Source organism: Haloplanus sp. HW8-1 (assembly GCF_023703795.1).
GTDB lineage: Archaea > Halobacteriota > Halobacteria > Halobacteriales > Haloferacaceae > Haloplanus > Haloplanus pelagicus.
This window is the reverse complement of sequence record NZ_CP098518.1, coordinates 1,228,852-1,252,806: the sequence shown is the minus strand read 5'-3', so window position 1 is coordinate 1,252,806 and position 23,955 is coordinate 1,228,852. Positions and strand designations below refer to the sequence as shown.

At 66.8% G+C, this 23,955-nt stretch carries 24 protein-coding genes and 1 pseudogene; 11 read left to right on the top strand and 14 right to left on the bottom strand.

From position 1 onward, the window contains the following. Nucleotides 1–58 precede the first annotated feature (58 nt). The 8 genes from NBT82_RS06670 to purH all read right to left on the bottom strand — a co-directional run bounded on the left by NBT82_RS06670 (nt 59) and on the right by purH (nt 8,123). On the bottom strand, nt 59–520 hold the full coding sequence (locus tag NBT82_RS06670) for a NuoI/complex I 23 kDa subunit family protein (protein WP_251330771.1): 462 nt from the start codon (nt 518–520) through the stop codon (nt 59–61). Next, on the bottom strand, nt 520–1,632 hold the full coding sequence (locus NBT82_RS06665; protein ID WP_251330770.1) for a complex I subunit 1/NuoH family protein: 1,113 nt from the start codon (nt 1,630–1,632) through the stop codon (nt 520–522). The genes NBT82_RS06670 and NBT82_RS06665 overlap by 1 nt, the downstream gene beginning before the upstream one ends. Then, nucleotides 1,632–3,296, bottom strand: coding sequence for an NADH-quinone oxidoreductase subunit D (locus tag NBT82_RS06660; RefSeq protein WP_251330769.1), 1,665 nt, complete (start codon nt 3,294–3,296; stop codon nt 1,632–1,634). Before NBT82_RS06660 ends, NBT82_RS06665 begins: the two co-directional genes overlap by 1 nt. Further along, nucleotides 3,293–4,000: an NADH-quinone oxidoreductase subunit B gene (locus NBT82_RS06655; protein ID WP_251330768.1), complete on the bottom strand. Its 708-nt coding sequence runs from the start codon at nt 3,998–4,000 to the stop codon at nt 3,293–3,295. The genes NBT82_RS06660 and NBT82_RS06655 overlap by 4 nt, the downstream gene beginning before the upstream one ends. Continuing rightward, nucleotides 3,997–4,410, bottom strand: a complete 414-nt coding sequence (locus NBT82_RS06650; protein ID WP_251330767.1) for an NADH-quinone oxidoreductase subunit A — start codon at nt 4,408–4,410, stop codon at nt 3,997–3,999. Before NBT82_RS06650 ends, NBT82_RS06655 begins: the two co-directional genes overlap by 4 nt. Nucleotides 4,411–4,539: 129 nt before the next feature. Continuing rightward, entirely contained in the window at nt 4,540–5,157 is a 618-nt protein-coding gene (gene purE / locus NBT82_RS06645; RefSeq protein ID WP_251330766.1) for a 5-(carboxyamino)imidazole ribonucleotide mutase, read from the bottom strand. Beyond that, nucleotides 5,154–6,317 carry a 5-(carboxyamino)imidazole ribonucleotide synthase gene (locus NBT82_RS06640; RefSeq protein ID WP_251330765.1) on the bottom strand — a complete coding sequence of 388 codons (1,164 nt, stop codon included), beginning with the start codon at nt 6,315–6,317 and terminating at the stop codon, nt 5,154–5,156. Before NBT82_RS06640 ends, purE begins: the two co-directional genes overlap by 4 nt. Before the next feature lie 228 nt (nt 6,318–6,545). Further along, nucleotides 6,546–8,123, bottom strand: a complete 1,578-nt coding sequence (gene purH / locus NBT82_RS06635) for a bifunctional phosphoribosylaminoimidazolecarboxamide formyltransferase/IMP cyclohydrolase (RefSeq protein ID WP_251330764.1) — start codon at nt 8,121–8,123, stop codon at nt 6,546–6,548. A 90-nt stretch (nt 8,124–8,213) separates the two neighbouring features. Between purH and purB the strand changes: the two genes are divergently transcribed. The 9 genes and pseudogenes from purB to NBT82_RS06590 all read left to right on the top strand — a co-directional run. Next, nucleotides 8,214–9,590: an adenylosuccinate lyase gene (purB, locus tag NBT82_RS06630; protein WP_251330763.1), complete on the top strand. Its 1,377-nt coding sequence runs from the start codon at nt 8,214–8,216 to the stop codon at nt 9,588–9,590. A gap of 50 nt (nt 9,591–9,640) precedes the next feature. Further along, nucleotides 9,641–9,985 (top strand): glutaredoxin family protein, encoded by a 345-nt coding sequence (locus NBT82_RS06625; RefSeq protein WP_251330762.1) that lies wholly within the window; start codon nt 9,641–9,643, stop codon nt 9,983–9,985. A 107-nt stretch (nt 9,986–10,092) separates the two neighbouring features. Next, nucleotides 10,093–10,656 (top strand): DUF7110 family protein, encoded by a 564-nt coding sequence (locus tag NBT82_RS06620; RefSeq protein ID WP_251330761.1) that lies wholly within the window; start codon nt 10,093–10,095, stop codon nt 10,654–10,656. A gap of 119 nt (nt 10,657–10,775) precedes the next feature. Further along, nucleotides 10,776–11,342, top strand: coding sequence for a hypoxanthine/guanine phosphoribosyltransferase (gene hpt, locus NBT82_RS06615; protein ID WP_251330760.1), 567 nt, complete (start codon nt 10,776–10,778; stop codon nt 11,340–11,342). Between the two features lie 74 nt (nt 11,343–11,416). Continuing rightward, nucleotides 11,417–13,279: an ABC transporter substrate-binding protein gene (locus tag NBT82_RS06610; protein WP_251330759.1), complete on the top strand. Its 1,863-nt coding sequence runs from the start codon at nt 11,417–11,419 to the stop codon at nt 13,277–13,279. 25 nt (nt 13,280–13,304) lie between these two features. Continuing rightward, entirely contained in the window at nt 13,305–14,273 is a 969-nt protein-coding gene (locus tag NBT82_RS06605; RefSeq protein WP_251331365.1) for an ABC transporter permease, read from the top strand. Next, the gene (locus NBT82_RS06600) at nt 14,273–15,436 is read left to right on the top strand and encodes an ABC transporter permease (protein ID WP_251330758.1); all 1,164 of its coding nucleotides are present in this window, start codon (nt 14,273–14,275) and stop codon (nt 15,434–15,436) included. The genes NBT82_RS06605 and NBT82_RS06600 overlap by 1 nt, the downstream gene beginning before the upstream one ends. Beyond that, nucleotides 15,433–16,596 carry an ABC transporter ATP-binding protein gene (locus NBT82_RS06595; RefSeq protein WP_251330757.1) on the top strand — a complete coding sequence of 388 codons (1,164 nt, stop codon included), beginning with the start codon at nt 15,433–15,435 and terminating at the stop codon, nt 16,594–16,596. Before NBT82_RS06600 ends, NBT82_RS06595 begins: the two co-directional genes overlap by 4 nt. Next, nucleotides 16,593–17,804 (top strand): annotated as a pseudogene (locus NBT82_RS06590) (ABC transporter ATP-binding protein); the annotation flags it as partial. The gene NBT82_RS06595 and the pseudogene NBT82_RS06590, both read left to right, overlap by 4 nt. Nucleotides 17,805–18,194: 390 nt before the next feature. Here NBT82_RS06590 and NBT82_RS06585 read toward each other — a convergent pair. Further along, on the bottom strand, nt 18,195–18,476 hold the full coding sequence (locus tag NBT82_RS06585) for a transcriptional regulator (protein ID WP_251330756.1): 282 nt from the start codon (nt 18,474–18,476) through the stop codon (nt 18,195–18,197). A gap of 98 nt (nt 18,477–18,574) precedes the next feature. On the opposite strand from NBT82_RS06585, the gene NBT82_RS06580 reads away from it, so the two are divergent. Next, nucleotides 18,575–19,552, top strand: a complete 978-nt coding sequence (locus NBT82_RS06580) for a nucleotidyltransferase family protein (protein WP_251330755.1) — start codon at nt 18,575–18,577, stop codon at nt 19,550–19,552. A gap of 81 nt (nt 19,553–19,633) precedes the next feature. Here the strand turns inward: NBT82_RS06580 and NBT82_RS06575 are convergent, their stop codons facing one another. Both NBT82_RS06575 and NBT82_RS06570 read right to left on the bottom strand, forming a co-directional pair. Further along, nucleotides 19,634–20,119, bottom strand: coding sequence for a type IV pilin domain-containing protein (locus NBT82_RS06575; RefSeq protein ID WP_251330754.1), 486 nt, complete (start codon nt 20,117–20,119; stop codon nt 19,634–19,636). Nucleotides 20,120–20,145: 26 nt separating this feature from the next. Next, nucleotides 20,146–20,871 (bottom strand): diphthine--ammonia ligase, encoded by a 726-nt coding sequence (locus tag NBT82_RS06570; protein WP_251330753.1) that lies wholly within the window; start codon nt 20,869–20,871, stop codon nt 20,146–20,148. 134 nt (nt 20,872–21,005) lie between these two features. Between NBT82_RS06570 and NBT82_RS06565 the strand changes: the two genes are divergently transcribed. Next, entirely contained in the window at nt 21,006–21,389 is a 384-nt protein-coding gene (locus NBT82_RS06565; protein ID WP_251330752.1) for a SaoD/DsrE family protein, read from the top strand. 90 nt (nt 21,390–21,479) lie between these two features. Here NBT82_RS06565 and NBT82_RS06560 read toward each other — a convergent pair whose 3' ends face one another. The 3 genes from NBT82_RS06560 to NBT82_RS06550 form a co-directional block, all read right to left on the bottom strand. After that, nucleotides 21,480–22,448 (bottom strand): phosphoadenosine phosphosulfate reductase family protein, encoded by a 969-nt coding sequence (locus NBT82_RS06560; RefSeq protein WP_251330751.1) that lies wholly within the window; start codon nt 22,446–22,448, stop codon nt 21,480–21,482. A 63-nt stretch (nt 22,449–22,511) separates the two neighbouring features. Next, nucleotides 22,512–23,228 (bottom strand): PP2C family protein-serine/threonine phosphatase, encoded by a 717-nt coding sequence (locus tag NBT82_RS06555; protein ID WP_251330750.1) that lies wholly within the window; start codon nt 23,226–23,228, stop codon nt 22,512–22,514. Between the two features lie 6 nt (nt 23,229–23,234). Further along, nucleotides 23,235–23,936, bottom strand: a complete 702-nt coding sequence (locus tag NBT82_RS06550) for a hypothetical protein (protein WP_251330749.1) — start codon at nt 23,934–23,936, stop codon at nt 23,235–23,237. Nucleotides 23,937–23,955 lie beyond the last annotated feature (19 nt).

The window sequence follows — 23,955 nt, the reverse complement described above, 5'->3', positions numbered from 1 at the left end:
TGTTTGAGGTAGTCCTTTGAACGTTTCGAGACGGCGCAGACACAGCGCCGACTCGGCGCTACTGGTAGTCGATCTCGCCGTCGCCCTCGCCGATCCACGCCCCACGGTCCGGATTGCGCGATTCGAGGGGATCGATTCCCTTGTACCACGGGACGTTTTTCAGCTGTTCTTTGTTGTAAACGAAGTCGTCTTTCGTGTCGGCGGTGAACTCGAAGTTCTGGGTCAGCAGGATCGCGTCCGTCGGACACACCTCCTCGCAGAGGCGGCAGTAGATACACTGCCCGATGTGGAGGTTGTACTGTTCACCGTTGCGCTGGTCGTCCTGTACGATCTGGATCGTATCGTTCGGACAGACGTTCTCGCACTGCCGACACCAGATACAGCGTTCTTGGCTGAACTTGTGGACCCCGCGGAACCGCGGGCTCACCTCAGGCGCCACGTCGGGGTACTCGACGGTGAACGTCTTGCCGTCCAGCGCGTGCTTCATCGTCGTCGCCATGCCTTTCAGTATTCCAATCATTACGCGATCACTCCCACGAGGACTGCCGTGAGCACCAGGTTCGCGAAGGAGAGCACGAGCATCCCCTTCCAACCGATTTCGATCAACTGGTCGATACGAACGCGCGGGACCGCCGAGCGGGCCCACTGCGTGAACAGGAAGAACGCCCACATCTTGATGACCATCCAGACGAATCCGGGCAGGACCGGACCGGCCGGTCCACCGAGGAAGAGGACGGCGATCAGTGCGCCGCCCAGGAAGATGTGGATGAACTCCCCGAGGTAGAACAGCACGAAGTAGACGCTGGAGTATTCGGTCTGGTAGCCGGCGACGATTTCGGTCGGTGCCTCGGGGATGTCGAAGGGGTTCCGGCCGATCTCCGCGAGGTTCGCCGCCACGAACAGGACGAACGCGAAGGGGTTGACGAAGGCGTACCACGCGGGGATCGACACGCCCGCGATCGACACCAGCGTCTCCGTCTGGGCGGCGACGATCTCGCTGGTCTGAAAGGTGCCGGCGATGATGATCACCGACGCTGCCGTGATGACCAGCGGAATCTCGTAGGCGAGGTTCTGGGCGATGGAGCGTAGCGATCCCAACAGCGAGTACTTGTTGTTCGAAGCGTAGCCGGCCATGACCAGCCCAACCGACGCGATGGAGGCCGCGGCGAACGCGAAGACGATCCCGGTTTCGGGGTCGGCCAACTGCAGGCCGCTCCCGAGCGGGATGACAGCGAAGCCGAGCAGCGCCGAGAACGGCAGGATGATCGGCGCGATGTCCCAGGCCGGACGGTCGACCCCGTCCGGCACGATCAGTTCCTTCGAGAGCAGACGCACCGCGTCGGCGACGATGATCAGCAGCCCGAAGGGTCCGACCCGGTTGACCGCGATCCGGTCGGTGAACGCCGCCGTGATCTTTCGCTTTGCCCACGGGCCGGCCAGCGCCGTCATGCCGAGCATGATGTTGGCGATGAGGAAGGCGCCGATCAGCCCCCCGACCACGTCACCGAGCGTGCCCGAGAGGCCGAGCGCGCCGGAGATCGTCTCGGGTAGCGTCGTCACCGGCCCCCCGGCCGAGGCGTTGGCGGTCCCGGTCGGGGTCGTGGTCCCCGACTGGAGGAGTAGCCCGTCCATCAGCGGTCCACCTCGCCGAGCACGATGTCGAGGCTGCCGAGCGACGCGATCAGGTCGGGGATGTACTCACCGTTGGACATCTCCGGGAGCGTCTGGAGGTTCGAGAAACACGGGCTCCGGATCTTGAAGCGGGCGGGTTTCTCGGTGCCGTCGGCGCGCACGTAGATGCCGAGTTCGCCTTTCGCGCCTTCGACGGCGCGGTAGATCTCGGTGTCGTCGTCCGGCCGGAGCGTCCGGGGGACGTTCGACTGGATCGTCCGCTCGTCTTCGGGCCAGTCCTCCAGCAGGTCGACGCACTGTTCGATGATCTTCGCGGACTCCTCGACCTCCCGGAGACGGACGAGCAGACGCGAGTAGTTGTCACAGCCGTCCTCGACGGCCACGTCCCAGTCGAGTTCGTCGTAGTAGCCGTAGGGATCGTCCCGGCGCAGGTCGTAGTCGACGCCCGACCCGCGGGCGACCGGTCCGGTGGCGCCGTAGCTTTTGGCCACTTCGGGGGGTAGGACGCCCGTGTCGACGGTCCGGACCTGCAGGATCTCGTTCGCCGAGATCATGTCGTGGTACTCCTCGAGGGCCTCGGGCAGGTCGTCGAGGAAGTCCCGGATCATCTCGAAGAACTCCTCGCGGGGTTCGGGCAGGTCCCAGACGACCCCACCCAGCCGGAAGTAGTTGAACATGAGCCGCTGGCCCGTGAGTTCTTCGAGGATGTTCTGGACCTTCTCGCGGTCCCGAACGGCGTACATGAAGATGGCGGTGAAGTCGCCGTAAACGTCGAGCGCGAACGTGCCGACCGCGAGCATGTGTGCCGCGATCCGACAGAGTTCGGCGCCCATGGTCCGGATGACCTGTGCGTACTCGGGCACTGCGATGTCCGCGAGGTCCTCCGCGACCCGGGCGTACGCCCACTCGTTCAGCAGGCCGGCGGAGATGTAGTCCCACCGGTCCGGGTAGGGCATGATCTGGTAGCGATACGTCCCCTGCTGACAGATCTGCTCCTCACAGCGGTGGAGATAGCCGATGTCGGACTCCACGTCGACGACCTGTTCGCCGTCGAGCACCGTCTTGAGGTGCAGGACGCCGTGGGTCGCCGGGTGGTGTGGCCCGATGTTGAGAAACATCGTGTCGCCCGCGTCGCCCGCGTGATCCTCCTGCAGCGGGTTGGCGTGTTCGCGGAGGGGGACGACCTGGGGGCGGTCTTGGTCGTAGTCCCGGCCGAGAGGATGACCCTGCCAGGTTTCGGGGAGGAGGATGCGACGGAGGTCGGGGTGGTCGTCGTACTCGATGCCGACCAGGTCGTAGGCCTCGCGTTCGTGCCAGTCGGCGGTGCGGTAGACGGGTTCGGCCGACTCGCTGACGGGGTCGTCGGTCGGCGTCGGCACCACCACGCTCACCTCGTCGGTGGGGTCGTCGTACTTCTTGAGATGGTAGATGGATTCGTAGCGGTCCTCGTACTCCTGTGCCGTCACACAGGAGAGGTGATCGTAGCCGGCCTCGTCGCGCAGGCGAAAGAGCGTGTCCTGTACCTCGTCGGGCCGGACGACGAAGCCCGGCGCGTTGAGGTGGTCGTCGCGGTCGAGGACCAGATCGCCCAGTAGGTCCTCGATCTCCTCGGCGGTCGTCGCTGCCGTTTCGACCGTGTCCGGAGCTGATTCTTCGAGGCTCATGGCGAATCGGCCCAGTTGTACCGCATGACGAGGTCGTCCTCGTCGATCTCCTCGGCGAGTTTGTCGACCACTTCGTCGCGGTCGAGATCGCCGAACTGTTCGAGTTCGTAGGGTTTGACCGTAACCGGCGAACTCTCGCCGTTGGCGATGCGTTCTTGCAGTTTGGCGACGCCATAGACCAGCGCCTCCGGACGGGGCGGACAACCGGGGACGTGGATGTCGACCGGGATGACCTCCTCGGCGCCCTTGACGACGTTGTACCCCTCCTGGAACGGGCCCCCGGAGATGGTACACGACCCCATGCCGACGACGAACTTCGGTTCGGGCATCTGGTCGTAGACACGCTTCATCCGCGGGGCGAACTTCGAGACGATGGTCCCCGGGACGATGATCACGTCTGCCTGTCGCGGCGACGCACGCGGAACGCCGGCACCGAACCGGTCGAGGTCGTGTTTGACCGCGTACGTGTGCATCATCTCGATGCTACAGCAGGCGATGCCGAACTGTAGCATGAACATCGAGGAGCCCCGAACCCACTCCATGAACCGGTCGAACTTCGTGAGGATGAACGGCGAGGAGCCAAAGGCCTCCCGAAGCTTCGAGTTGAACCGGTTGTCGGTTCCCGACGTCCCAATGCGGGCGTCGCGCGTTTCGCTCCCTACCTGACTTGTGTCGGTGACGAATCGTTCCTGTTCGCTACTCATGATTGTCTCTCGGTTTTGCGGCGGGACGCGCGCGGACTCTTGACCCACTCGACCGCGCCGTTCCGCCAGGCCCAGACGAGGCCGACGACGAGGACGCCGATGAACACCAGCATCGGCACGAGGGTCTGTGTGAGTGTCGCCCCGTTCTCCAGCGCGGACCGATAGATCATCGTCCACGGGAAGATCAGGACGGTTTCGACGTCGAAGACGACGAACAACAGCGCGACCATGTAGTACTGGATGTTGAACTGGACGTGCGCCGTCCCCGTCGGCACCTCGCCGCTCTCGTAGATGACCGTCTTTCCCTGTTCGGAGACGCTCGGCCGGAGGAGCGCCGACACGACCATCATGCCGATGGGAATGCCGACGCCCACGAGGCCGAGCGCACCGATTGCTATCCACTGATTCATGCCTTGATTCCTGTCGTCCTGGCGGTTAGGAGTGCTCCCTCATAAGCGTTGATTTATGCCGTTCGACTCCGTACGCCAATTTACGTCCGAATTCTCCCGAGTTACGGCCTGTTGAGCCTGCCACTCGGACTACTCGTGACGGTTCCTGAACCCGTCGATGCCGAGGTCGTGGAGGGTCCGAGAGACGTCGGCCACCCCCGACCGGAGAGCGTCGTGTTCGGCGCCGAGTCGGTCGACGAGTTCGTCGTGTCGGCGCCCGAGGATCTGAACCGCCGACAGCGCCGCGTTGTACGACTTGCCCGCGTCGACGGCGACGATCGGTGCGCCCGTCGGCATGCCGATCACCGAGTCGACCGACTTCTCCTGGACCGGCACCCCGATCACCGGCAGCGGGTAGGCGATGGAGGCGGTCATGTTCGGCAGGTCGGCCGACTTCCCGCCTGCCCCCGCGATTATCACGTCCAGTCCGCGGTCCGCGGCCGTCTCGCCGTACGCGTACAGCAGGTCCGGCGTTCGGTGGGCGGAGACGACGTAGCTCTCGAAAGTAAAGCGGGCCTCGGACGGGTCGTGGTAGTCGGTCTGCTCCGCGAATCCCAGTTCGCGAAGGGCCTCGTAGGCCCCCGCCATGATGTCGAGGTCGGAGTCCGACCCCATGATGATCCCAACCTCGGGGGTCGTCTCGGGGTCGCTGTCGTCGGCCGCCTGTGCGTGCAGGTCGTCGATGATGTCGTCGATGTCGTCGGTCATCGGAACTCCAGTCGCTCGCGCAGTTCGCGTGTCGATTCGAGCAGATCGGTCGGGTCGGCGTCCGGGTCACCCGTCGCGGTGACGTGTCCCATCTTCCGAAGGGGTCGCACGTCGTCCTTGCCGTACCAGTGGAGGTGAGCCGCCTCGCGTTCGAGGACCGCCTCGACGCCGGCGAGTTCCGCCGGACGGGACTTCTCGCCGCTCCCCAGGACGTTGGCGCTCACCGTCGGCGCCCGCCGGTGGGTCGACCCCAGCGGCCACCCCAGTACGGCGCGGGCGTGCTGTTCGAACTGCGACGTGACGGCGCCCTCGATGCTCCAGTGCCCGGAGTTGTGCGGTCGGGGCGCGATCTCGTTGACCAGTATCTCCCCGTCGCTCGTCTCGAAGAGTTCGATGCCGAAGACGCCGCGGCCCTCCAGCGTGTCGAGGACGTCGCGGGCGACCGCCTGTGCCCGCTCCGCGACGGCCTCGGTCGTGCGCGCGGGCACGATCGTCTCCCGCAAGATCTCCGCCTCGTGGACGTTCTCGCCGACGGGGAAGGTTCGAACCTCGCCGTCGCCCTGGACGCCGATGACGGAGACTTCGCGCTCGAAGTCGACGAACGTCTCGGCGACCGCGTCGGGGTCGGCCTCGGAGCCGATCTCCCGGATCGCGGCCGCCGCGTCGTCGACGGACCGAACCGGGACGTTCCCCCGTCCGTCGTAGCCGCCCGTCCGCGCTTTCAGCATCACCGCGCCGAACGCCTCGACGGCGGCTTCGAGATCGGCCACCGAGTCGACGCGGCGGTAGTCGGGAACCGGCACGCCGGCCCCCGAGAGCATCTCCTTTTCCGCGTACTTGTCCTGAATCGTCCGCAGGGTCTCCGGCGCCGGCTGAACCGGCACGCCCGCGTCGGCGCTCGCAGTCGCGAGGTGGTCCGGATCCGCGAGTTCGATCTCGTAGGTCAGCGCGTCCGTGCGATCCGCAAGCCGACCGATCGCGTCGGGATCGTCGAAGTCGCCGACGATCTGATCGCGGGCGACCGGTGCGGCCGGGCAGTCCGGCGTCGGATCGAGGACGATGGTCTCGACGCCGAGAGGCGCGGCCGCCTCGGCGAGCATGCGGCCGAGTTGGCCGCCGCCGACGACGCCGAGGGTTGGGCCGGGGACGGTTATCGTCATAGGTGACCGTGGTGGCGATCCGCGCTTAAACGTTGTTACACGGGAGACGGCCGCGCCGACGGGGTCGTTCGCCGGAGCCGGGTTCGCCGGTCGCGCGTCACTCGGTCCACGAACGAGACGCCGGTGATCTCGGCTCGGACGCTCGAAGCCGTCCCCGATCGCGACGTCCCGGCCGTGGGCGTCAACCTACACCACCTCGCGTCCGGGCACGATCGGGGGAATCGTCGCTCAGTCGTGTCTGAAACACCGCTTTCCGGTGAACGCCATCGCCATCCCGTGGTCGTCCGCGGCGGCGATGACGTCCTCGTCGTTGACGGAGCCGCCGGGTTGGATCACGGCCTCGACGCCCGCCTCGGCGGCCGCCTCGACGCCGTCTGGGAACGGGAAGAAGGCGTCTGAGGCCATCACTGCCCCGTCCGCGGACTTCCCCTCGGCGTGTTCGTCCGCCTTCATCGCCGCCAGTCGGACGGCGTCGACCCGGCTGACCTGTCCCATGCCGATGCCGACCGTCTCGGTGCCCGAGGCGAAGACGATGCCGTTCGATTTGACGTGTTTCAGCGTCCGCCACGCGAACAGCATCGTCTCGATTTCCCCGTCGGTCGGGTCGCGTTCGGTGACGACCTCCAGATCCTCGCGGGTCGGAACCCAGTCGTCGCGTTCCTGCACGAGGCGACCGCCCGTCAGAGGTTTCTCCCGCAGCGTCGACTCCCGCTCGCCGATCGACTCCACGTCGAGGACGCGGAGGTCCTCCGTCTCGGTGAGTACGTCGAGAGCGCCGTCCGTGTAGCCGGGCGCCACGACGACCTCCTTGAACGACTCGACGATGGAGTCGGCCGTCGCGGCGTCACAGGGGCGGTTGAGCGCGACGATGCCCCCGAAGGCGCTCATCGCGTCGGTAGCGAGGGCGTCGTCGTAGGCCTCAGCGAGCGTATCGGCGGTCGCACACCCCGCCGGGTTGGTGTGTTTGATCACCGCCGCCGCCGGCTCCTCGAACTCCCGGATCAGGTCGAGGGCGGCGTCGGCGTCGTTGAAGTTGTTGTACGACAGGGCCTTCGCCCCCGGGTTCAACTGCTCGGCGTGGACGACGCTCGCCTCGCCGCTCGCGGCGTCGGCGTACAGCGCGGCGTCCTGGTGAGGGTTCTCGCCGTACCGCAGCGTTCGGGAGCGGTCGTCGGAGACGATCCGCCGGGTCGGGAACTGCCCCGCCTCGTCGCCCTCGACGGTGACGCCGTCGTCGTCGACGGTCACGCGATCCTCGGCGAACCACTTCACTGCGCGGGGGTAGGCCTTGAACTCTGCCTCGTGGAGGACGCGACGCTTGAGGTCGGCGGCGTCGTCGCCCTCGCGGACCGGGACCGCCTCCTGGGTGACGATTGGGCCGGCGTCGAGTTCCTCGGTGGCGACGTGGACGGTGCAGCCGGTCGTGCGGACGCCGGCCCCGAGCGCCTGCTCGTGGGCGTCGTCGCCACGGAACGCCGGGAGGAGTGAGGGGTGAACGTTCAGCGTCGTCGGCAGTTCGTCGAGCAGGTCACCCGAGAGGATGCGCATGTAGCCGTCCATGCAGACGAGGTCGAACTCGTAGTCGCCGAGCCGATCCAGCAGCCGTGACTCGTGGTCGGCCTTCGACTCGTCGACGCCGCGCGTGACCACCTCGGTCGGGATTCCCCGGTCTGCGGCCGCAGAGAGGACCGGCGCCGACTCGTCGTCGGTACAGACGACGGCCAGTTCGGCGCCGCCGGGCGCCAGATCCGCGAGGTGCATCAGGTTCCGTCCGCGATTGCCGGCGAGACCCGCGATTCGGAGCATAGTCGAGGGAGGTCCGCGCGTGGGAAAAACAGTTGCGACATCGTCGGGGGGATCGGTACGCTTTTGCGTCGTCCACGGGCAGTCCCGGGCATGACGGATCTGCCACGGAGCGACCCGCTCGCGGCGGTCTCGCCGCTCGACGGACGCTACGCACGTTACACCGAACCCCTCGTGCCGTACGCGAGCGAGTCGGCGCTCATGCGGGCCCGAGTGCGCGTCGAAGTCGAGTATCTGCTGGCGCTCGCCGCCCTCGACGCGACGCCAGTCGCCGTCGACGATCCGGCCGCCATCCGGAACTGCTATCGCTCGTTCGACGCCGAGGACGCCCGACTCGTCAAGCGTCTGGAGACCGAAGGTGCCGCGGGCTACGCGGCGACCAACCACGACGTGAAAGCCGTCGAGTATTTCCTCCGGACGCGCACCGACGAGTCGCTCCATCCCTGGATCCACTTCGGCCTGACCAGCGAGGACGTGAACAACCTCGCACACCGATTGCTCGTCAAACCGGCCGTCGAGGACGTCCTCCTGCCGGCGCTTTCGGACGTTCGCGACGAACTGACGGCGATGGCCCACGAGTACGGGGACACGCCGATGCTCGCCCGGACCCACGGCCAGCCGGCGACGCCGACGACGTTCGGCAAGGAGATGGCGGTGTACGCCGCCCGTCTGGGCCGGGCGATGGGCCGGGTCCGGTCGGCCGCGGACGGACTCTCGGGAAAACTCGCGGGCGCCTCGGGCACCTACGCCGCCCACGTCGCCGCCTACCCCGACGTGGACTGGCCGGCCTTCTCGCGGGCGTTCGTCACCGATCTTGGCCTGGATCACACGCCGCTGACGACACAGGTCAACCCCTGTGATGACCTCGCAACGCTGTTCGATACCCTGCGTGGCGTCAACAACGTCCTGCTCGATCTGGACCGCGACGCGTGGCTCTACGTCTCGGATCGCTACCTCGGTCAGCGGGCCGTCGATGGTGAGACGGGATCGTCGACGATGCCCCACAAGGTCAACCCCATCGACTTCGAGAACAGCGAGGGGAACCTCTCGAAGGCCAACGCGGATCTGACCTTCCTCGCGGACTACGTCACCACCTCACGCCTCCAGCGCGACCTCTCGGACTCGACGGTCAAGCGAAACGTGGGCGCGGCCCTCGGTCACTGTCTCATCGGCTACCGCAAGACCGAAACGGGACTGACGACGGTCGTCCCCAACGAGACGGTGATGCGCGAGGAACTGGCGGCGACGCCCGAAGTGATCGGCGAGGCGGTCCAGACGATCCTCCGCCGCGAGGGCGACACCGAGGCCTACGAGCGCGTGAAAGACCTCACGCGGGGCGAGCGGGTGACACTCGACGACTTCCGAGACCTGTTCGACGACCTGGACGTCGAGGAGTCGGTGCGGGCGGAACTCCGGGCACTGACGCCGGCTGGCTACACCGGCATGGCGTCGTCGCTGGCCGAAGAGTGACGGCTTCGGGTTGCGCAACCCCTTTTACTCGCGGTATCCTACGTCGGAGCATGACGTTCCAACCCGGCAGCGACCTCGACGCCGAGGACGTACAGGCGCGTGTCGACGCCGCCATCGAAGAGAACGACGTGGTGTTGTTCATGAAGGGCAACCGCCTGATGCCCCAGTGTGGCTACTCCCAGCGAGCGCTCGAACTGATCGACCAGTACGTCGACGATTTCGAGACAGTGGACGTGTTGCCGGCGCTGCCGGAGTTCCGTGACGCCCTCGAAGCCCACAGTGGATGGGAGACGACACCACAGACGTACGTCGAAGGGGAGTTCGTCGGCGGGAGCGACGTCCTCGCCGAACTCGACGAACGGGGCGAACTCGAGGCGACACTCGCCGGAGCGTGACACGCCAACGTGTTCGCCGACCAACGGGAACAGTAGGTCATATAAGCACAGGTCCCCTACGTCCCGGTAGACGGGCGTAGTGGCGCTACCCTCGCCGAGAACAAACTATGTCAGGCCGCGTATATCGACTCCATTCGACGCTCGAACTGCCACTCGAAGACGTACAAGACTATTTCGAGGGGGACCCCGAACTCCCTCCCGAAATCGCCGACGTAACGCTCACACGACGAAACAACACGCTCATCCTGAAAGCCGTCGCCGAGGACGAGGGTCTGAGCAAATACACCCCGACAGCCCAGCTCAAAGCGAGCGTCACCGAGACGCGCGTCTACGAGGAGGAACCGCCGCGCGCCGGCGGTCCCTGGCAGGAGGAAGAGGAGGAGATTCCCTCGGAACTCGTCGAGTTCGCCTGCTTCAAGGGCGACCGCGAGACGGTACTTCAGAACACCGCCCTGCAGTACCCCATGTTCCTCGTGCTCCGTGACATCGCACGGATGTCCGAGAAGGGCACGCTGACCGCCATCGTCGAAGAGGACGACAAACTCAAAGCGACCCGGATCGTCGAGGGCGAGGACCGGCCCGCCTCCGTCGAGGTCGTCGAGAACCCCAGCCAGTCCCAGGCCGAGAAAAACGGCGTCAACTGGCGGGACAACGAGTTCATCACGGACTGATCGAGCGAGACCCCACGCGGCGAAGATCCCTCCCTCGCGGGAGCGCATGGCCCGTCCGACGAGGCGACCGGCGCTCCCGGAATCGCCAGTTTTTATTCTCGACGTTCGATAGAGGCGTCATGGACCAGTTGCGGCAGTCGCTTCTCGACGCGCCGATCATCGAGAAAGGGGAGTACGAGTACTTCGTCCACCCCGTCAGCGACGGCGTTCCGATGCTCCGTCCCGAACTCCTGCGGGAGATCGTGATCAAGATCATCCGGAAGGCCGACCTCGAAGATGTCGACAAGATCGTCACGCCCGCGGCGATGGGCATCCACATCTCCACCGCCGTCTCACTGATGACGGACGTTCCGCTCGTGGTGATCCGGAAACGCCAGTACGGCCTCGACGGGGAGGTGTCGCTGTCGGCTCAGACCGGCTACTCGGAGAGCGAAATGTACATCAACGACGTCGAGGCGGGCGACAGGGTACTCGTCCTCGACGACGTGCTCTCGACTGGCGGGACGATGAAGGCGATTCTGGACGCCCTAGAGCACATCGGCGCCGAGGTGATCGACGTCGTCGCGGTGATCAAGAAGGCCGGGCCGAACGACCTCGACGACGCCGGCTACAGCGTCAAGACGCTCATCAACGTCACCGTCGAGGACGGCGAGGTCATCATCGTCGACCCGCACGGCGACGGATAACCGAACTGTCTCGCCGGAGTCGGCCGATTCTACTGACCGATGGGTATTAGTGCGCACCGACGTTTTGAAGAGGTATGGCGTCTGGTAACGACCGCCGGGGTACTCTGGGCACGGCGGAGCGTCGGGGGCGGCGGGGGCGCCGCGACGTGTTGAAACTTCTCGGGGCGACGGGCGTCGCCGGGTTCGCTGGCTGTTCGGGGAACGGGAGCGACACCACCAACACGGAGGGAACCGACCGGAGCGTCGGGGGGAGGTACGTCTCCGCGTCGAGCGTCGACGCCCAGTCGCTCAACTGGCTGACCATCGCCGATGCCACCTCCGGTTCGTTCGTCACCGCCACGCTCGATGGCATCTGGGCGATCAAGCCGAACCGGGAGATCTTCCCGCTCTGGGGGGATTACTCGACCGACGACGGGCGCGTCTACGAGATCGAACTCCGGGACAACTTGGAGTGGGGGGCGGGCTACGGCCGGATGACCGCCGAGGACTGGGTCTACATGATCAAGAACGTCTTCCAGGCCCAGCCGAACTGGAGCGGCTATCCGAACGCCGGCGACTGGTTCCGGGTGAACCCCGAGTCGGGACAACGCGAACCGGTCCCCGTCGAGCGGACGGGAGAACTGACCTTCGAGATCCGGCTGTTCGAGGTGGATCCCTCGCTGCCGTTCAAGCCGATGCTCTGGCGCCAGCAGTGTATTCCCAAGGGAATCTTAGAGAAGTACGTCCCGAATCAGGACACGAAGGGACTCAAGCAGGACGAGGAACTCAACACGCTGGCGTACACGGGCAATCTCGGTCCCTACACCTACGAGTCGTGGGAACGGTCGGCACGGTACACCGTCACCCGCAATGACGACTACTACCTGCAGGACGTCGAGGGGATCCCCGAGCGCTTCGCCGAGGCGCCGTACTTCGAGGGGGAGACCACACGGATCATCAGCGAGGAGAGCACCCGCCTGGGTGCCTTGGAGTCCGGTGAAGTCGACTCCGCGGGCATCCCGCCCGACAAAGCCACGCGGTTCGAGAACCTGTCGAACGTCACGGTCAACGTCACCCCCCAGCCGTACCTCCGGTTGATCGTCTACAACATGCGGGCGAACGGGTGGAAGCCGTTCCGATCGAAGGCGGTCCGCCGCGCGCTCGCCTTCGCGGTGAACAAGGAGACAGTCGTCGAGAACGTCCTCCGGGGTTACGCCGACGTGGCTCAGACGATGCAGCCGCGGTGGTCCGACTGGTACGACGACAGCCGGGTCGAGGCGTTCGGCGTCGGCGACAGGTACGGCCCGGAACCCACGCGGTCGCGGCTCGAATCCGCGCTGTCGGACACCGAGTACGCCTACGACGGCGAGACGCTCGTCGATGGGTCGGGCGAGCAGGTGACCCTCTCCATCTACTACGACTCCGGACAGCCGACCGAGGGTACCGTCGCGGAGTACATCGCCCAGGAGTTCGGCGAGAACGCCGGCATCGACGTCCAGCCCGAGGCCGTCTCGTCGTCGACGTTCCAGAACAACTACGTCCAGACGTCGGCTCCGGAGGGCGCCGACCCCGAGTGGACCGCGGGCGTGTTCAACGGCGGCCCCCGGGACGTGGCCACCAGCGCCGAGCCGTGGGATATGTCGATCAACCTCCAGTTCAACACGTACCCGTTCACGCCGGCCTCCAGCAAGGGCTTCTTCGAGAAGCGCGGGGGGATCAACTTCTACGGTTACTATCCCGAGGCGAACATCTCGGAGCTGTACGAGCGGGCGTCGGCCACGACCGACGAGGAGCGCCGTCGCGAACTCTTCGGGGAGGCGTTCGGGGTGATCAGCGAGGAACAACCCTTCGGCTTCCTCGCCCTACCGTCGAGCATCACCGGGTACGCGTCCGACGTCAGGGGGTACGACGAGGAGTTCAACACGGGGTGGGACTCCCAGACGTGGTACTTCGCGTGACGGGGGCGCGACCGAATCCGTGAGCATGCGCTGGTACGTGGTCCGGCGGGTGGTGTGGGCGGTCGTCGCGACCTACCTCATCCTCTCGCTGACGTGGGGACTCCTCGCCATCACGCCGAACCCGGCGGCCGAACAGATGCAGTTCCAGGCCGCCGCCAGCGGCGGGTCCGCGGCGGCCGCCGAGGAGGCCTTCGAGGCGCGGCGCGGCCTGGATCGCTCGCCGTGGGTCCGCTACCGCGAGTACATGCACAACATGGTGACGCTCAACTGGGGCTGGTCACAGAGTCGCTCACAGCCCGTTACCACGGCCATCGCCAACGCCTTGCCGTACACGGCGATCTACTCCGTGCCGACGACGATCATCTCGATCGTACTCGGCCTCTCGATCGGCCTCTACTCCGCGACCCACCAGTACACCAAGACCGACTACGCGGCCACCTTCTTTGCGTTCTTCGGCTACGCCATCCCGAACTTCTGGTTCGGCATCATCCTCCTGTTGGTCTTCGGCGTCCAACTCGGCTGGTTCCCCGTGGTCTTCGACTCCGATATCCCCTTTTTCAGCCTCGGGATGGCCCGCCAGTTGGTGTTGCCCGTCGTCGTCCTCGTGACGGGCACCATCGCGGGCGTGATGCGCTACTCCCGGGCGGAGGCCCTGGAGTACGTCGAGGCCGAGTTCGTCAAGACGGCCCGGTCGAAGGGCGCCGACGGCTATCGCGTCCTCACCCGTCACATCCTGCGGCCGGCGGCGGTGCCCCTGATGACCATCCTCGTCGGCGACATCCTCGGCATCTTCCTCGCGGCGTCGTACCTCGTCGAGGTGGTCTTCGGCATCCCCGGACTGGGGCAACTGTCGTACAAGGCCATCATCGCCCAGGACACGTCGCTGGTGTTGGGGACGACCCTCATCTTCACGTTCGTCTCGGTCATCGGCAACCTCGTACAGGACGTGGCGTACACCGTACTGGACCCGCGGATCGACTACGGTGATCGCTGATGGGCAGCGAAGACACCTTCGAATCGGTCGACTGGACCGAGACGCGCAGTCGACTCTCCACCCTCTCGCGGCGGGATCGGTGGGCAGCCCTGACCGCGTTGGGGGTCGTCGCCGTCTTCGTCTACGACTACGCGATCCTGCCGGCCAGCCGACCGACGATCACGGTCCCGCTCGAGTGGAACGTCACGCAACTCGACTGGCTGTTCGTCTCGACGCTGCTGGCGCTACTCTTCTACGTCGTCGTTCCGCTCTACGACAACCGCCGGCTGACCGCCTACTACTGGCGGGAGTTCCGCAAGAACCGGATGGCCGTCGTGAGTCTCGGCTACCTGTTCGTGGTCTTCCTGATCGGTGTCGTCGGACCGCTCTTTCTCGATAAGCCGACGCTCGCGTTGGAACGAGCCTACCAGCCCCCCGTCCTCACGAGCGTCGACGCGTCGGTGCCGGTGAACTGTCTGGGCGAGGTGGCCAACGGCCGCTGTACCGGGACGATGGCCCACCCGCTCGGTACCACCGGCGACGGCAAGGGCATCCTCGTCCTCGTCGTCTACGGGATGCAGGTGAGCATGAAGGTCGGCCTCATCTCCACGCTGCTCGTGGTGACCATCGGAACCACCGTCGGCACCGTGGCGGCCTACGGGGGTGGCCTCGTCGACGAACTCCTGATGCGGTACGTGGACGTCCAACTCGTCTTCCCCGCTTTCTTCCTCTATCTCCTGCTCACCTACCTCTTCGGCGGGAGCCTGTTCATGTTCATCGTCATCTTCGGGCTAACCGGCTGGGGTTCCATCGCCCGCCTGGTTCGTTCCGAGGCGCTCCAACGGGCCGAGGAGGAGTATATCACGGCCGCCCGGAGCGCCGGCGCGGGAACGCTCTATGTCATCCGGCGCCACCTCGTCCCCAACGTCTCCAACAGCGTCATCACGGCCGCCACCCTCCTGATCCCAGGCTTCATCCTCTTCGAGGCGTCGCTCTCTTTCCTCTCGCTGGGCGATCCGACGGTCCCCTCGTGGGGGCAGGTGATCGCCAACGGGCGGAGCGACCTCTCGACGGCGTGGTGGGTGTCGACGTTCCCCGGCGTCGTCCTCTTTATGACTATCCTCGCGTTCAACTTCATGGGCGACGCGCTGCGTGACGCACTCGACCCGAGACAGGAAACATGACCGAACCACTGCTCTCGATCCGCGACCTGCGAACCGTCTTCCACACCGACGACGGACTCGTCCGCGCGGTCGACGGCGTCAGTTTCGACGTCGGCCGCGGCGAGACGGTCTGTCTGGTCGGCGAGTCCGGGAGCGGCAAGACCGTCACCGGCGAGTCCATCACGCGCCTGCTCCGGACGCCGCCCGGCGAGATCGCCGGCGGCAAGATCGTCTTCGACGGCCGGGACCTCACGAACCTCGACGACGAGGCCCTGCGCGACCTCCGCGGCGATCGGATCGCTCACGTGTTCCAGAACCCACAGGGTGCGCTCAACCCGGTCTACACCGTGGGCTGGCAGATCGTCGAGGCCATCCGCATCCACGAGGACGTCGCCCGCGAACGGGCCCGGGACCGGGCCGTCGACCTCCTCGACCGGGTCGGCATCCCGGAGGCGACCCGCCGGTTCGACGACTACCCCCACGAGTTCTCGGGCGGCATGAAACAGCGCGTCGCCATCGCGATGGCGCTCGCGACCAACCCCGACCTGCTGATCGCGGACGAACCGACGACGGCCCTCGACGTGACTATCCAGAACCAGATCCTCTCCCTGCTCTCGGAGCTACAGGCGGAGTTCGATATGAGCATCCTGTTGATCACGCACGACCTCGGGGTCGTCGCCGAGGTGGCGGATCGCGTCGTCGTGATGTACGCCGGCAAAGTGATGGAGCGCGGCGGCGTCTTCGACGCGTTCGAGCGGCCGTCCCACCCCTACACGCGGGCGCTGCTCGGCTGTCTCCCGGGCCGTGGCGGCGGCGCCGCCTCGATCGGCGGCCGACTCCCCTCGGCGACCGATCCCCCCGACGGCTGTCGGTTCCACCCGCGCTGTGAGTACGCCGTCGATGCCTGTAAGCGAGGTGACCAGCCACCCGACTACGCCGTCGACGGCGACGACGATCACGTCGTCTCGTGTGTCCACTACGAACCCGGCGGCGATCCGTCGGTAGTTCGGGGGGGCCGTCCCGAGTCCGAGGGTCGAGACGGGACCGAAGCGGCCGGCGACGACGGGACCGATCCGGACACCGTCGGTACCCCGCCGACGGACCGGACGATCCGCGCCGATTCCTTCGGAGAGGACCGCGACGGGACCGACGCCGACACCGACCGGGAGGACCGCACGTGACCCGCCCGCTGCTCGACGTGGAGGGACTGACCAAACATTACCCGGTCACCGAGGGTGTCCTCCGAAACGAGGTCGGACGGGTCCGTGCCGTCGACGGCGTGAGCTTCACTGTCGGGCGGGGCGAGACACTCGGCCTCGTCGGCGAGTCGGGCTGTGGGAAGTCGACGGCGGCGACGACCGCGCTCCGACTGGAGGAGCCGACCGACGGCCACGTCGTCTTCGACGGCGAGGACGTGACCGCCTACGACGACCGGGAGCTGAAGCGGTTCCGACGGCGCGCACAGATGGTGTTTCAGGACCCCACGTCGAGTTTCGATCCGCGCATGAGCATCGGCGAGTCCGTCGCCGAACCACTTCGTGTCCACGGAATGCGCGACCGGGACCGCCGCCGCCGAATCGTCGGCGACCTGCTCGAACGGGTCGGCCTGTCCGCCGACGACGTGGACCGCTATCCCCACGAGTTCTCGGGCGGACAGAAACAGCGGATCGGGCTGGCGCGGGCCCTGGTCATCAACCCGGACCTGATCGTCGCCGACGAACCGGTGAGCGCGCTCGACGTGAGCGTACAGGCGGACATCCTCGACCTGATCGACCGCCTCCAGGAGACGTTCGGCATCGCCATCCTCGTCATCAGTCACGACATGGGCGTCGTTCGCGAAGTCTGTGACCGGGTGGCGGTGATGTATCTCGGCGAAATCGTCGAGACGGCGCCGACCGAGACGCTGTTCGAGGACCCAAGCCATCCCTACACCCGGGCGTTGCTGGGGTCGACGCCGATAGCCGACCCGCGCCGCCGGGGTCAGGGAACGAGGCTCACGGGCGACGTCCCGAGCCCCTCCGATCCCCCACCGGGCTGTCGGTTCCACACCCGCTGTCCCGAGGTGATCTCCGACGCTGACTACGATCTCGGCGACGGGACGTGGCGGGCGGTATTGAACCTTCGCCTCCGGATCGCCTCGCAGGGGATCGACGTCGAGGCCGCGCGTGCGTACGCCGCCGAGACCGACGACCCCGCCGACGCCGATCCGGCGGCGGTGCGGGCGGCGATCCGCGAGGAGTTCGACGTGCCGGCGACGCTTCCGGACGACCGCGCCGAGGCCGCGCTCTCGGACGCGCTGGACCGCGTCGTCGTCGGCGACGACGAGGGGGCGTCCGATCGGCTGGCCGATGCCTTCCCGACGGTGTGTCGGCGCGATCGACCCGGTCTCGTGCCCGACGACACGGACCTCTCGCCGTCGGAGTGGGCGGCGATCAAGGAGTTCCGGGTGTGGGTGGCGACGCTCGTCGACGCGCCGGCCGACGCGGTGACCGACCGGGTCCGCGAGCGGTGTGCCGACGGGACCGACCGGGAGGGCGGGGTCGACCGCCTGGCAGTCCGGGCGGCCTTTCGCCTCCCGGAACCTCTCTCGGATTCGGCCGCCGAGCACGCCGTCGGAGCGGCGGTCGACGCCCTCATCGCGGGCCGGGCCGCCGATGCGGCCGACGAACTGTACGGCGCGTTCGGACCGCTGCGGGAGAGTGCCTGTCACCTGAACTGAGCGGGGACGACGCTCGCCGCACGCGGGCCGCCGGTCTCCGTTCCCGGGCCGAACGGACGACTAGTCGATGCGAACGGCGGGTTCGGCGACGCTCTCGCTCCGACACTCGGGGCAGTTCGAGGGATCGTTGAGCGGATCGTCGAAAGCATCGAAGCCACAGTCCCGGCAGGTGGGCGGCGAGACGAGCAACTGCTCGTCGGTGTCCGAGAGCGACCGGGCGACGTGTCGGAGGTGGTCGTAGACGGCGTTTCTGGCGGTGCCGACCCGAGTCGATAGCTCGCTCGGCGTCGCGGCCTCGTCCCGAAGGACGGTGGCGATCCGCTCCCGTGTCGTCGGTTCCATACGGTCCCGTTCGGCGGTCGGCCGCATAGCCCTTTCTTCCGGGGCCATCGGTGGCGAGATACAAAACAAACTTGGCACTGTAGTCGGTCGGTGTTCGTATGAAGGCCATCGTTCTGGCGGGCGGCTACGCGACGCGGCTCTGGCCGATCACCAAACATCGGCCCAAGATGTTCCTGCCCGTCGGCGAGTCGACGGTCATCGACACCGTCTTCGCGGATCTGGAAGCCGACGACCGGATCTCCGAGGTGTACGTCAGCACCAACGAACGGTTCGCCGACGAGTTCGCCTCGTATCTCGCCGACAGCGAGTTCGAGAAACCGACGCTCTCCGTCGAGGAGACGACGGCCGAAGACGAGAAGTTCGGCGTCGTCGGTGCGCTCGCCCAACTCATCGAGCGCGAGGGCGTCGAGGAGGACCTGCTCGTCGTCGCCGGCGACAACCTCATCAGTTTCGACCTCGGGGAGTTCGTCGACTTCTTCGACGCCAAGGGAACGCCCACGCTCGCGGCCTACGACGTGGGATCGAAAGAGCGGGCCAGCTCGTACGGTCTCGTCGATCTCGACGGCGACCGCGTCGTCGACTTCCAGGAGAAACCCGACGACCCCAAGAGCACGCTCGTCTCCGTCGCCTGCTATGCCTTTCCCGCGGACACCCTCCCGCTGTTCGAGGAGTATCTGGCGGCGGGGGAGAATCCGGACGAACCCGGGTGGTTCATCCAGTGGATCCAGGCCCGACAGCCGGTTCACGCCTTCACCTTCGACGGCGCGTGGTTTGACATCGGCACGCCGGAGAGCTACCTCGACGCCGTCGCCTGGCACCTCGACGGCGACGTCCGCGTCGACGAGACGGCCACCGTCGAGAACGCCACCCTCCGCGGGGACGTGCACGTGATGGCAGGCGCGGAAGTCGTCGACTCGACGCTCGAACGGACCGTCGTCTTTCCCAACGCGACCATCCGCAACGCGGACGTCCGCGGGTCGATCATCGACGAGGAGACGCGGGTCGAGAACCTCGACCTCGCGGACGCACTCATCGGCGCCCACTCGACGATGACGGACGGCAGCCGGGACGCGTAGGCCTATTCTAGCCGTCGCACGTCGCTGCACACCTGATCGCAAGATTGCGTGAAATCAGGTGTGCAACCGGTCCCTACGCGCCTAGCAGTGAGCGGTGGCGGGTCCGACCGCCGGCCGTTCGATCTCGATCGTCGCTAGGACGGCGCTCTCTTCGGCGTTCGGCCGGTGAATGAACCGGTACACCTCGCCCTCACAGGCGTGATTCAGCGCGCTGTCGCTCCCGTAGCCGTCGACGTGGGCGTAGTCGCCGGCCGTCAGCGGCCCCGACGTGGTCCAGACGGCGTCCCACCGGACTTCGTTGCCGTCACTGTCGACGATGTAGAAGTCCTCTCCCACCTCGATCTGCCCCCCCGAGAGCGTGAGCGTCACGTACGGGCGGTCGTTCGTGTTGCCCTCCCCGTCGGCGACGTACTCGGTCCGGTAGCTGTACTGCGGGTGAGGATCACTCGGCATCTCGACCCCCAGCGCGAGCGTCGCGAGAACGAGCGCCAGGACCACCACGAGCGCCACCATGAGCGCGACCCCGACGACAGGCGAGACGCCGCGTTCGCGACAGGGGGTGTCCATGATCGCCGGTTCGTCGTGGGGGGTTATCAACCCTCGCCTGGATCGCCGAGACGGGCGTCCGTGATCCGCAGGTAGCCCCGAGTGCCCTCCCACACCGGTTCCGACGCCAGTTCGATCGGCCGCCGCATGTGTGGCGCGTCGGTCACGAGCGTCTCGAACTCGCCGCCCTCGCCGAGCGGGTGGACCCCGCACTCCTCGTTGAGCGCGGCGAGGTCCGCCAGGGCGTCGGCGTCGAGTCGACGGCCGAGCCACGATTCGTCGAGGCCGCCGGCCGCCACCTGCACGATCAGGATCTCGAACCCGGCATCGAGCATGGCTTCGCCGAGAGCGATCGGGTCGCGTTGCCACAGCGGCGCGAACAGGTCGATCGCCAGGCGCTCACACATGGCCTCGATGCGACTGGTCTGGAACTCGCTCTCGACGGCCCCGGCGGTGACCCCCGCGAGGTCGATCTCGGTCGCGAGGTCACGAAGGGCGGCCTCCAGCGGTTCGAGTTCGGCGTCGCCCTGCGTCGCCGAATCCGTCGCGGCCGCGGCGCCGAGGTCGTCCGGGTCGATCTCCAGCAGGTCGATCCCGATGCTCTCGGCCGCCAGCGCGGCCAGGTCGGTCGCCGGGACGTGGTACATGTACGAGTCCTCGCCGGGGTGGACGGTCACCAGTCGCGTCACGTCGAGGCCGCGTTCGAGCGCGCGATAGAGCGCCCACGAGGAGTCTTTGCCGCCCGAAAAGAGGCTCGCCCACTGGTCGGTCATCGGCGGGGATACGGCGAGCAACGGCATAGGGACTGCGGTCGACGCCGTGGACGGTGACTGGACCGTCGTCGACGCCGCGTGGACGCCGGGACGACGTCCAAGACGACTTTATCCCCCGCGACGTGGTATCGACGATGCGTGTCGCGTACGTGTTCACCACGGCCGGTCGAACAGTCGACTACGTCCTCGGCGACATGATCGTCCCGCAACTGGAGTTGGACGATCACGGCGCGGAGGTGGCAGGGATGTTCTTCTTTCACGACAACGTCTACGCGCTCCGGGAGGGCGACCCGCTGGGTGAGCGCCTCGCGGCGGTCGCCGACGACCGCGACATCCTGCTCATGCTGTGTGACCGCTGTGCGACGAAACGTGGGTTGGCCGAGCGCGCCGGCGAACACGCGAGCGGCCGCGAACGGTACGAACCACGGGACGTCGTCGACGGCGTGACGGTCGGCTGTTTCCCCGACCTCTACGCCGCGCTCGGCGAGGCGGGGGTCGATCAGGTGATCACGCTGTGATACGGTTTATTGTAACTGTTTACCGCTGGTTCGCCGAGACGGCCAGGCGAACCAGCGGTGATGACTTACGATAGTCCGTATGAAACCGGCCTACATGTAACCCAGGTCGCGGAGGCGCTCCATCAGATCCTCCTTGTCCTGGGCGCGGCCGGCGCGTTCGGTCGTGTTCTCGATGTCCTGGAGCCACGCGGGCTCCTCGTCGGACTTCTCGGTGCTGACCTCGCTTCCCAGCGACCGGAAGCCGGCGAAGTACTTGGGACTGACCGGGATGTCGTCCTGCGTCAGGCCGTTCGGTAGGTCCTCGGCGCCCTGCGGGACGTAGCCCTCCTCCGGGAAGCCCTCGACCGTGTCGGGCACCACGTAGTTCCAGAAGGCGTCCCAGACGTCGCGCTCCGCGAACTGCAGGATCGGCTGGATGCGGTCGTGGGGCGGGTAGATGTCGGGGTCGTGGCGCGGACTGAAGAACGTCTCGTCGGCGCGGGCCTCCTGTTCGTCCCAGCGGACGCCGGAGATGACGCCGTCGATGCCGTACTCCTCCAGTGCGTCGTTGAGCGCGACGGTCTTCAGCAGGTGGTTGCCGACGTAGGTGTCGAGCAGGAACGGGAAGTCGTCCTCCTCGTACTCGAGGATGTTGCGGATGTGGTGCTGGTTGTGTTCGGAGAGTGCCGAGACGGGGATGTCGTCGCCCGGTTCGAGGCCGTGTTCGTCGACGTAGTCGCCCACGTCCTCGTTGCGGGCGTAGATGACGTCGAGGTCCCACTCCTCGGCCCAGCGGTCGACGAAGTCGTGAATGGCGTCGAAATGCTGGTAGTGGTCGATGAACACCGCGGGCGGCGTCTCGAGGTCGAACTTCTCGGCCACCTCCTTGATGAAGTAGAGCGTGAGCGTCGAGTCCTTCCCGCCGGTCCACATCACGGCGGGGGTCTCGTACTGTTCGAGGCCCTGATGGGTGACTTCGATGGCCTTCTCGATCTTGTCTTCCAGCGTCGGATAGTCGTCCGGCGTCTCGCCCTCACCGTCGGTGTAGTCGACGTCGAGGTAGTCGGGAAAGTCGCTCATCGTGTAATGAAATATAATTACCTGGGGTCAAATGTTTTATGCATCGGGTCGGGGGTGGAGCCGTCACTCGCGACCGAGGACGACGGTGACGTTGTCGCTCCCGCCGTTTCCGTTCGCAGCCTCGAGGAGGCGGTCGACGGCCGTATCGAGCGGTGTCGTCGTGACGATCTCGTGGATCGTCGATTCCGGGACCTCTTCGGTCAGCCCGTCGGAGCAGAGCAGGAGCGTCCCGTCGAGCGATCGTTCGTACACGTCGGGATCGACGGTCTCGCTCGTCCCGAGCGCCTGCGAGAGGACGTGTCGCTGTGGGTGATCGGCGGCCTCGGACTCGTCGATCATCCCCTCGTCGACCAAGGTCCGCACGACCGACTGGTCGACCGTGATCCGGTCGATCGCCGACTCGGAGACGTGGTACGCACGGCTGTCGCCCACGTTGACGACCGTCGCCCGGCCGTCCCGAACGAGGGCGCCGACGAGTGTCGTTCCCATCTCCTCCCGGCCGTTTTCGCCCCGAGAACGGACGCGCTCGTTGGCACTTTCGACCGCCGCCCGGAGGGTCGCCGAGACGTCGTCGGGCGCGCAGTCGTCGCCGAGGCTGTCCGTGAGTGCCGCCTCGAACCCGTGGAGGGCGGTTTCGCTGGCCACGTCGCCGGCCCGGTGGCCGCCCATCCCGTCGGCGACAGCGAGGACCGTCCAGTCGTCGATGGCGGCCACGAGCATGTCGTCCTCGTTGTGGTCACGCTCCCGACCGACGTCGGTCCCGGCGGCGGTGGTCGGCATCACGCGTCACCTCGACCGCCGACATTCCGGACAGGCGTCGCCCGTGTAGGGTCGTTCGTGGCGCTCACAGAACTTCTTCGTATCCCCGTCGGCCCGCCCCCGGTCACATTCGGGGCAGATTCCATCCGCGAGCTTCGTGCCGCAGTCGGTGCAGTACGTGGGTCCGGTATCCGTCGTCGGCCCGCCGTCACCACCGCTTTCGGCGTCGCGACGCCCGGAGCGGGCAGCGCCCTCACCGATCGTCGACCGGTTGATGACGTTGTCGTCGCCGACGGTCGTACTCCGGTCTACATTCGTCTGATCGCCCACGACCACGTCGCCCTCCCCCTGGTGGACGACGGTCGCCTCGCGCTCGACGGTGAGATGGATCGTCGTCCGGTATCCGAGGGAGATGGTCGCGTCCCGAGCGACCGTCTCGGCGAATCCCTCCTCGATGTCGAAGTCGTCGTCGCCGGTGGTGACCGTGACGCCGTTGGTGTTGCCGTCGTTTCGGATCTCGACGGACTCGGCACGCGGAATCAGCGTCACCGGCGCCCGGTCGTTTTGCTTGCGCGATACCGTCGCGTCGGCCACCCCGAGCGGCCGGACGGTGCCCGCCGTTTCCGCGACCACGCGGTTGTTCTCCTCGGCCTCGCGGTACAGCTCCGTGTGTGCGTCGAGCGGAACCCGTCCCCCGTCCGCATCGGCCGCAGATAGATACCCCCTCATCGGCGTGTGACACTATCTT

Coding starts and splice junctions, on each gene's coding strand:
- NBT82_RS06670 (WP_251330771.1), bottom strand. CDS start 520: ATGATTGGAATACTGAAAGGCATGGCGACGACGATGAAGCACGCGCTG.
- NBT82_RS06665 (WP_251330770.1), bottom strand. CDS start 1,632: ATGGACGGGCTACTCCTCCAGTCGGGGACCACGACCCCGACCGGGACC.
- NBT82_RS06660 (WP_251330769.1), bottom strand. CDS start 3,296: ATGAGCCTCGAAGAATCAGCTCCGGACACGGTCGAAACGGCAGCGACG.
- NBT82_RS06655 (WP_251330768.1), bottom strand. CDS start 4,000: ATGAGTAGCGAACAGGAACGATTCGTCACCGACACAAGTCAGGTAGGG.
- NBT82_RS06650 (WP_251330767.1), bottom strand. CDS start 4,410: ATGAATCAGTGGATAGCAATCGGTGCGCTCGGCCTCGTGGGCGTCGGC.
- purE (WP_251330766.1), bottom strand. CDS start 5,157: ATGACCGACGACATCGACGACATCATCGACGACCTGCACGCACAGGCG.
- NBT82_RS06640 (WP_251330765.1), bottom strand. CDS start 6,317: ATGACGATAACCGTCCCCGGCCCAACCCTCGGCGTCGTCGGCGGCGGC.
- purH (WP_251330764.1), bottom strand. CDS start 8,123: ATGCTCCGAATCGCGGGTCTCGCCGGCAATCGCGGACGGAACCTGATG.
- purB (WP_251330763.1), top strand. CDS start 8,214: ATGACGGATCTGCCACGGAGCGACCCGCTCGCGGCGGTCTCGCCGCTC.
- NBT82_RS06625 (WP_251330762.1), top strand. CDS start 9,641: ATGACGTTCCAACCCGGCAGCGACCTCGACGCCGAGGACGTACAGGCG.
- NBT82_RS06620 (WP_251330761.1), top strand. CDS start 10,093: ATGTCAGGCCGCGTATATCGACTCCATTCGACGCTCGAACTGCCACTC.
- hpt (WP_251330760.1), top strand. CDS start 10,776: ATGGACCAGTTGCGGCAGTCGCTTCTCGACGCGCCGATCATCGAGAAA.
- NBT82_RS06610 (WP_251330759.1), top strand. CDS start 11,417: ATGGCGTCTGGTAACGACCGCCGGGGTACTCTGGGCACGGCGGAGCGT.
- NBT82_RS06605 (WP_251331365.1), top strand. CDS start 13,305: ATGCGCTGGTACGTGGTCCGGCGGGTGGTGTGGGCGGTCGTCGCGACC.
- NBT82_RS06600 (WP_251330758.1), top strand. CDS start 14,273: ATGGGCAGCGAAGACACCTTCGAATCGGTCGACTGGACCGAGACGCGC.
- NBT82_RS06595 (WP_251330757.1), top strand. CDS start 15,433: ATGACCGAACCACTGCTCTCGATCCGCGACCTGCGAACCGTCTTCCAC.
- NBT82_RS06585 (WP_251330756.1), bottom strand. CDS start 18,476: ATGGAACCGACGACACGGGAGCGGATCGCCACCGTCCTTCGGGACGAG.
- NBT82_RS06580 (WP_251330755.1), top strand. CDS start 18,575: ATGAAGGCCATCGTTCTGGCGGGCGGCTACGCGACGCGGCTCTGGCCG.
- NBT82_RS06575 (WP_251330754.1), bottom strand. CDS start 20,119: ATGGACACCCCCTGTCGCGAACGCGGCGTCTCGCCTGTCGTCGGGGTC.
- NBT82_RS06570 (WP_251330753.1), bottom strand. CDS start 20,871: ATGACCGACCAGTGGGCGAGCCTCTTTTCGGGCGGCAAAGACTCCTCG.
- NBT82_RS06565 (WP_251330752.1), top strand. CDS start 21,006: ATGCGTGTCGCGTACGTGTTCACCACGGCCGGTCGAACAGTCGACTAC.
- NBT82_RS06560 (WP_251330751.1), bottom strand. CDS start 22,448: ATGAGCGACTTTCCCGACTACCTCGACGTCGACTACACCGACGGTGAG.
- NBT82_RS06555 (WP_251330750.1), bottom strand. CDS start 23,228: ATGCCGACCACCGCCGCCGGGACCGACGTCGGTCGGGAGCGTGACCAC.
- NBT82_RS06550 (WP_251330749.1), bottom strand. CDS start 23,936: ATGAGGGGGTATCTATCTGCGGCCGATGCGGACGGGGGACGGGTTCCG.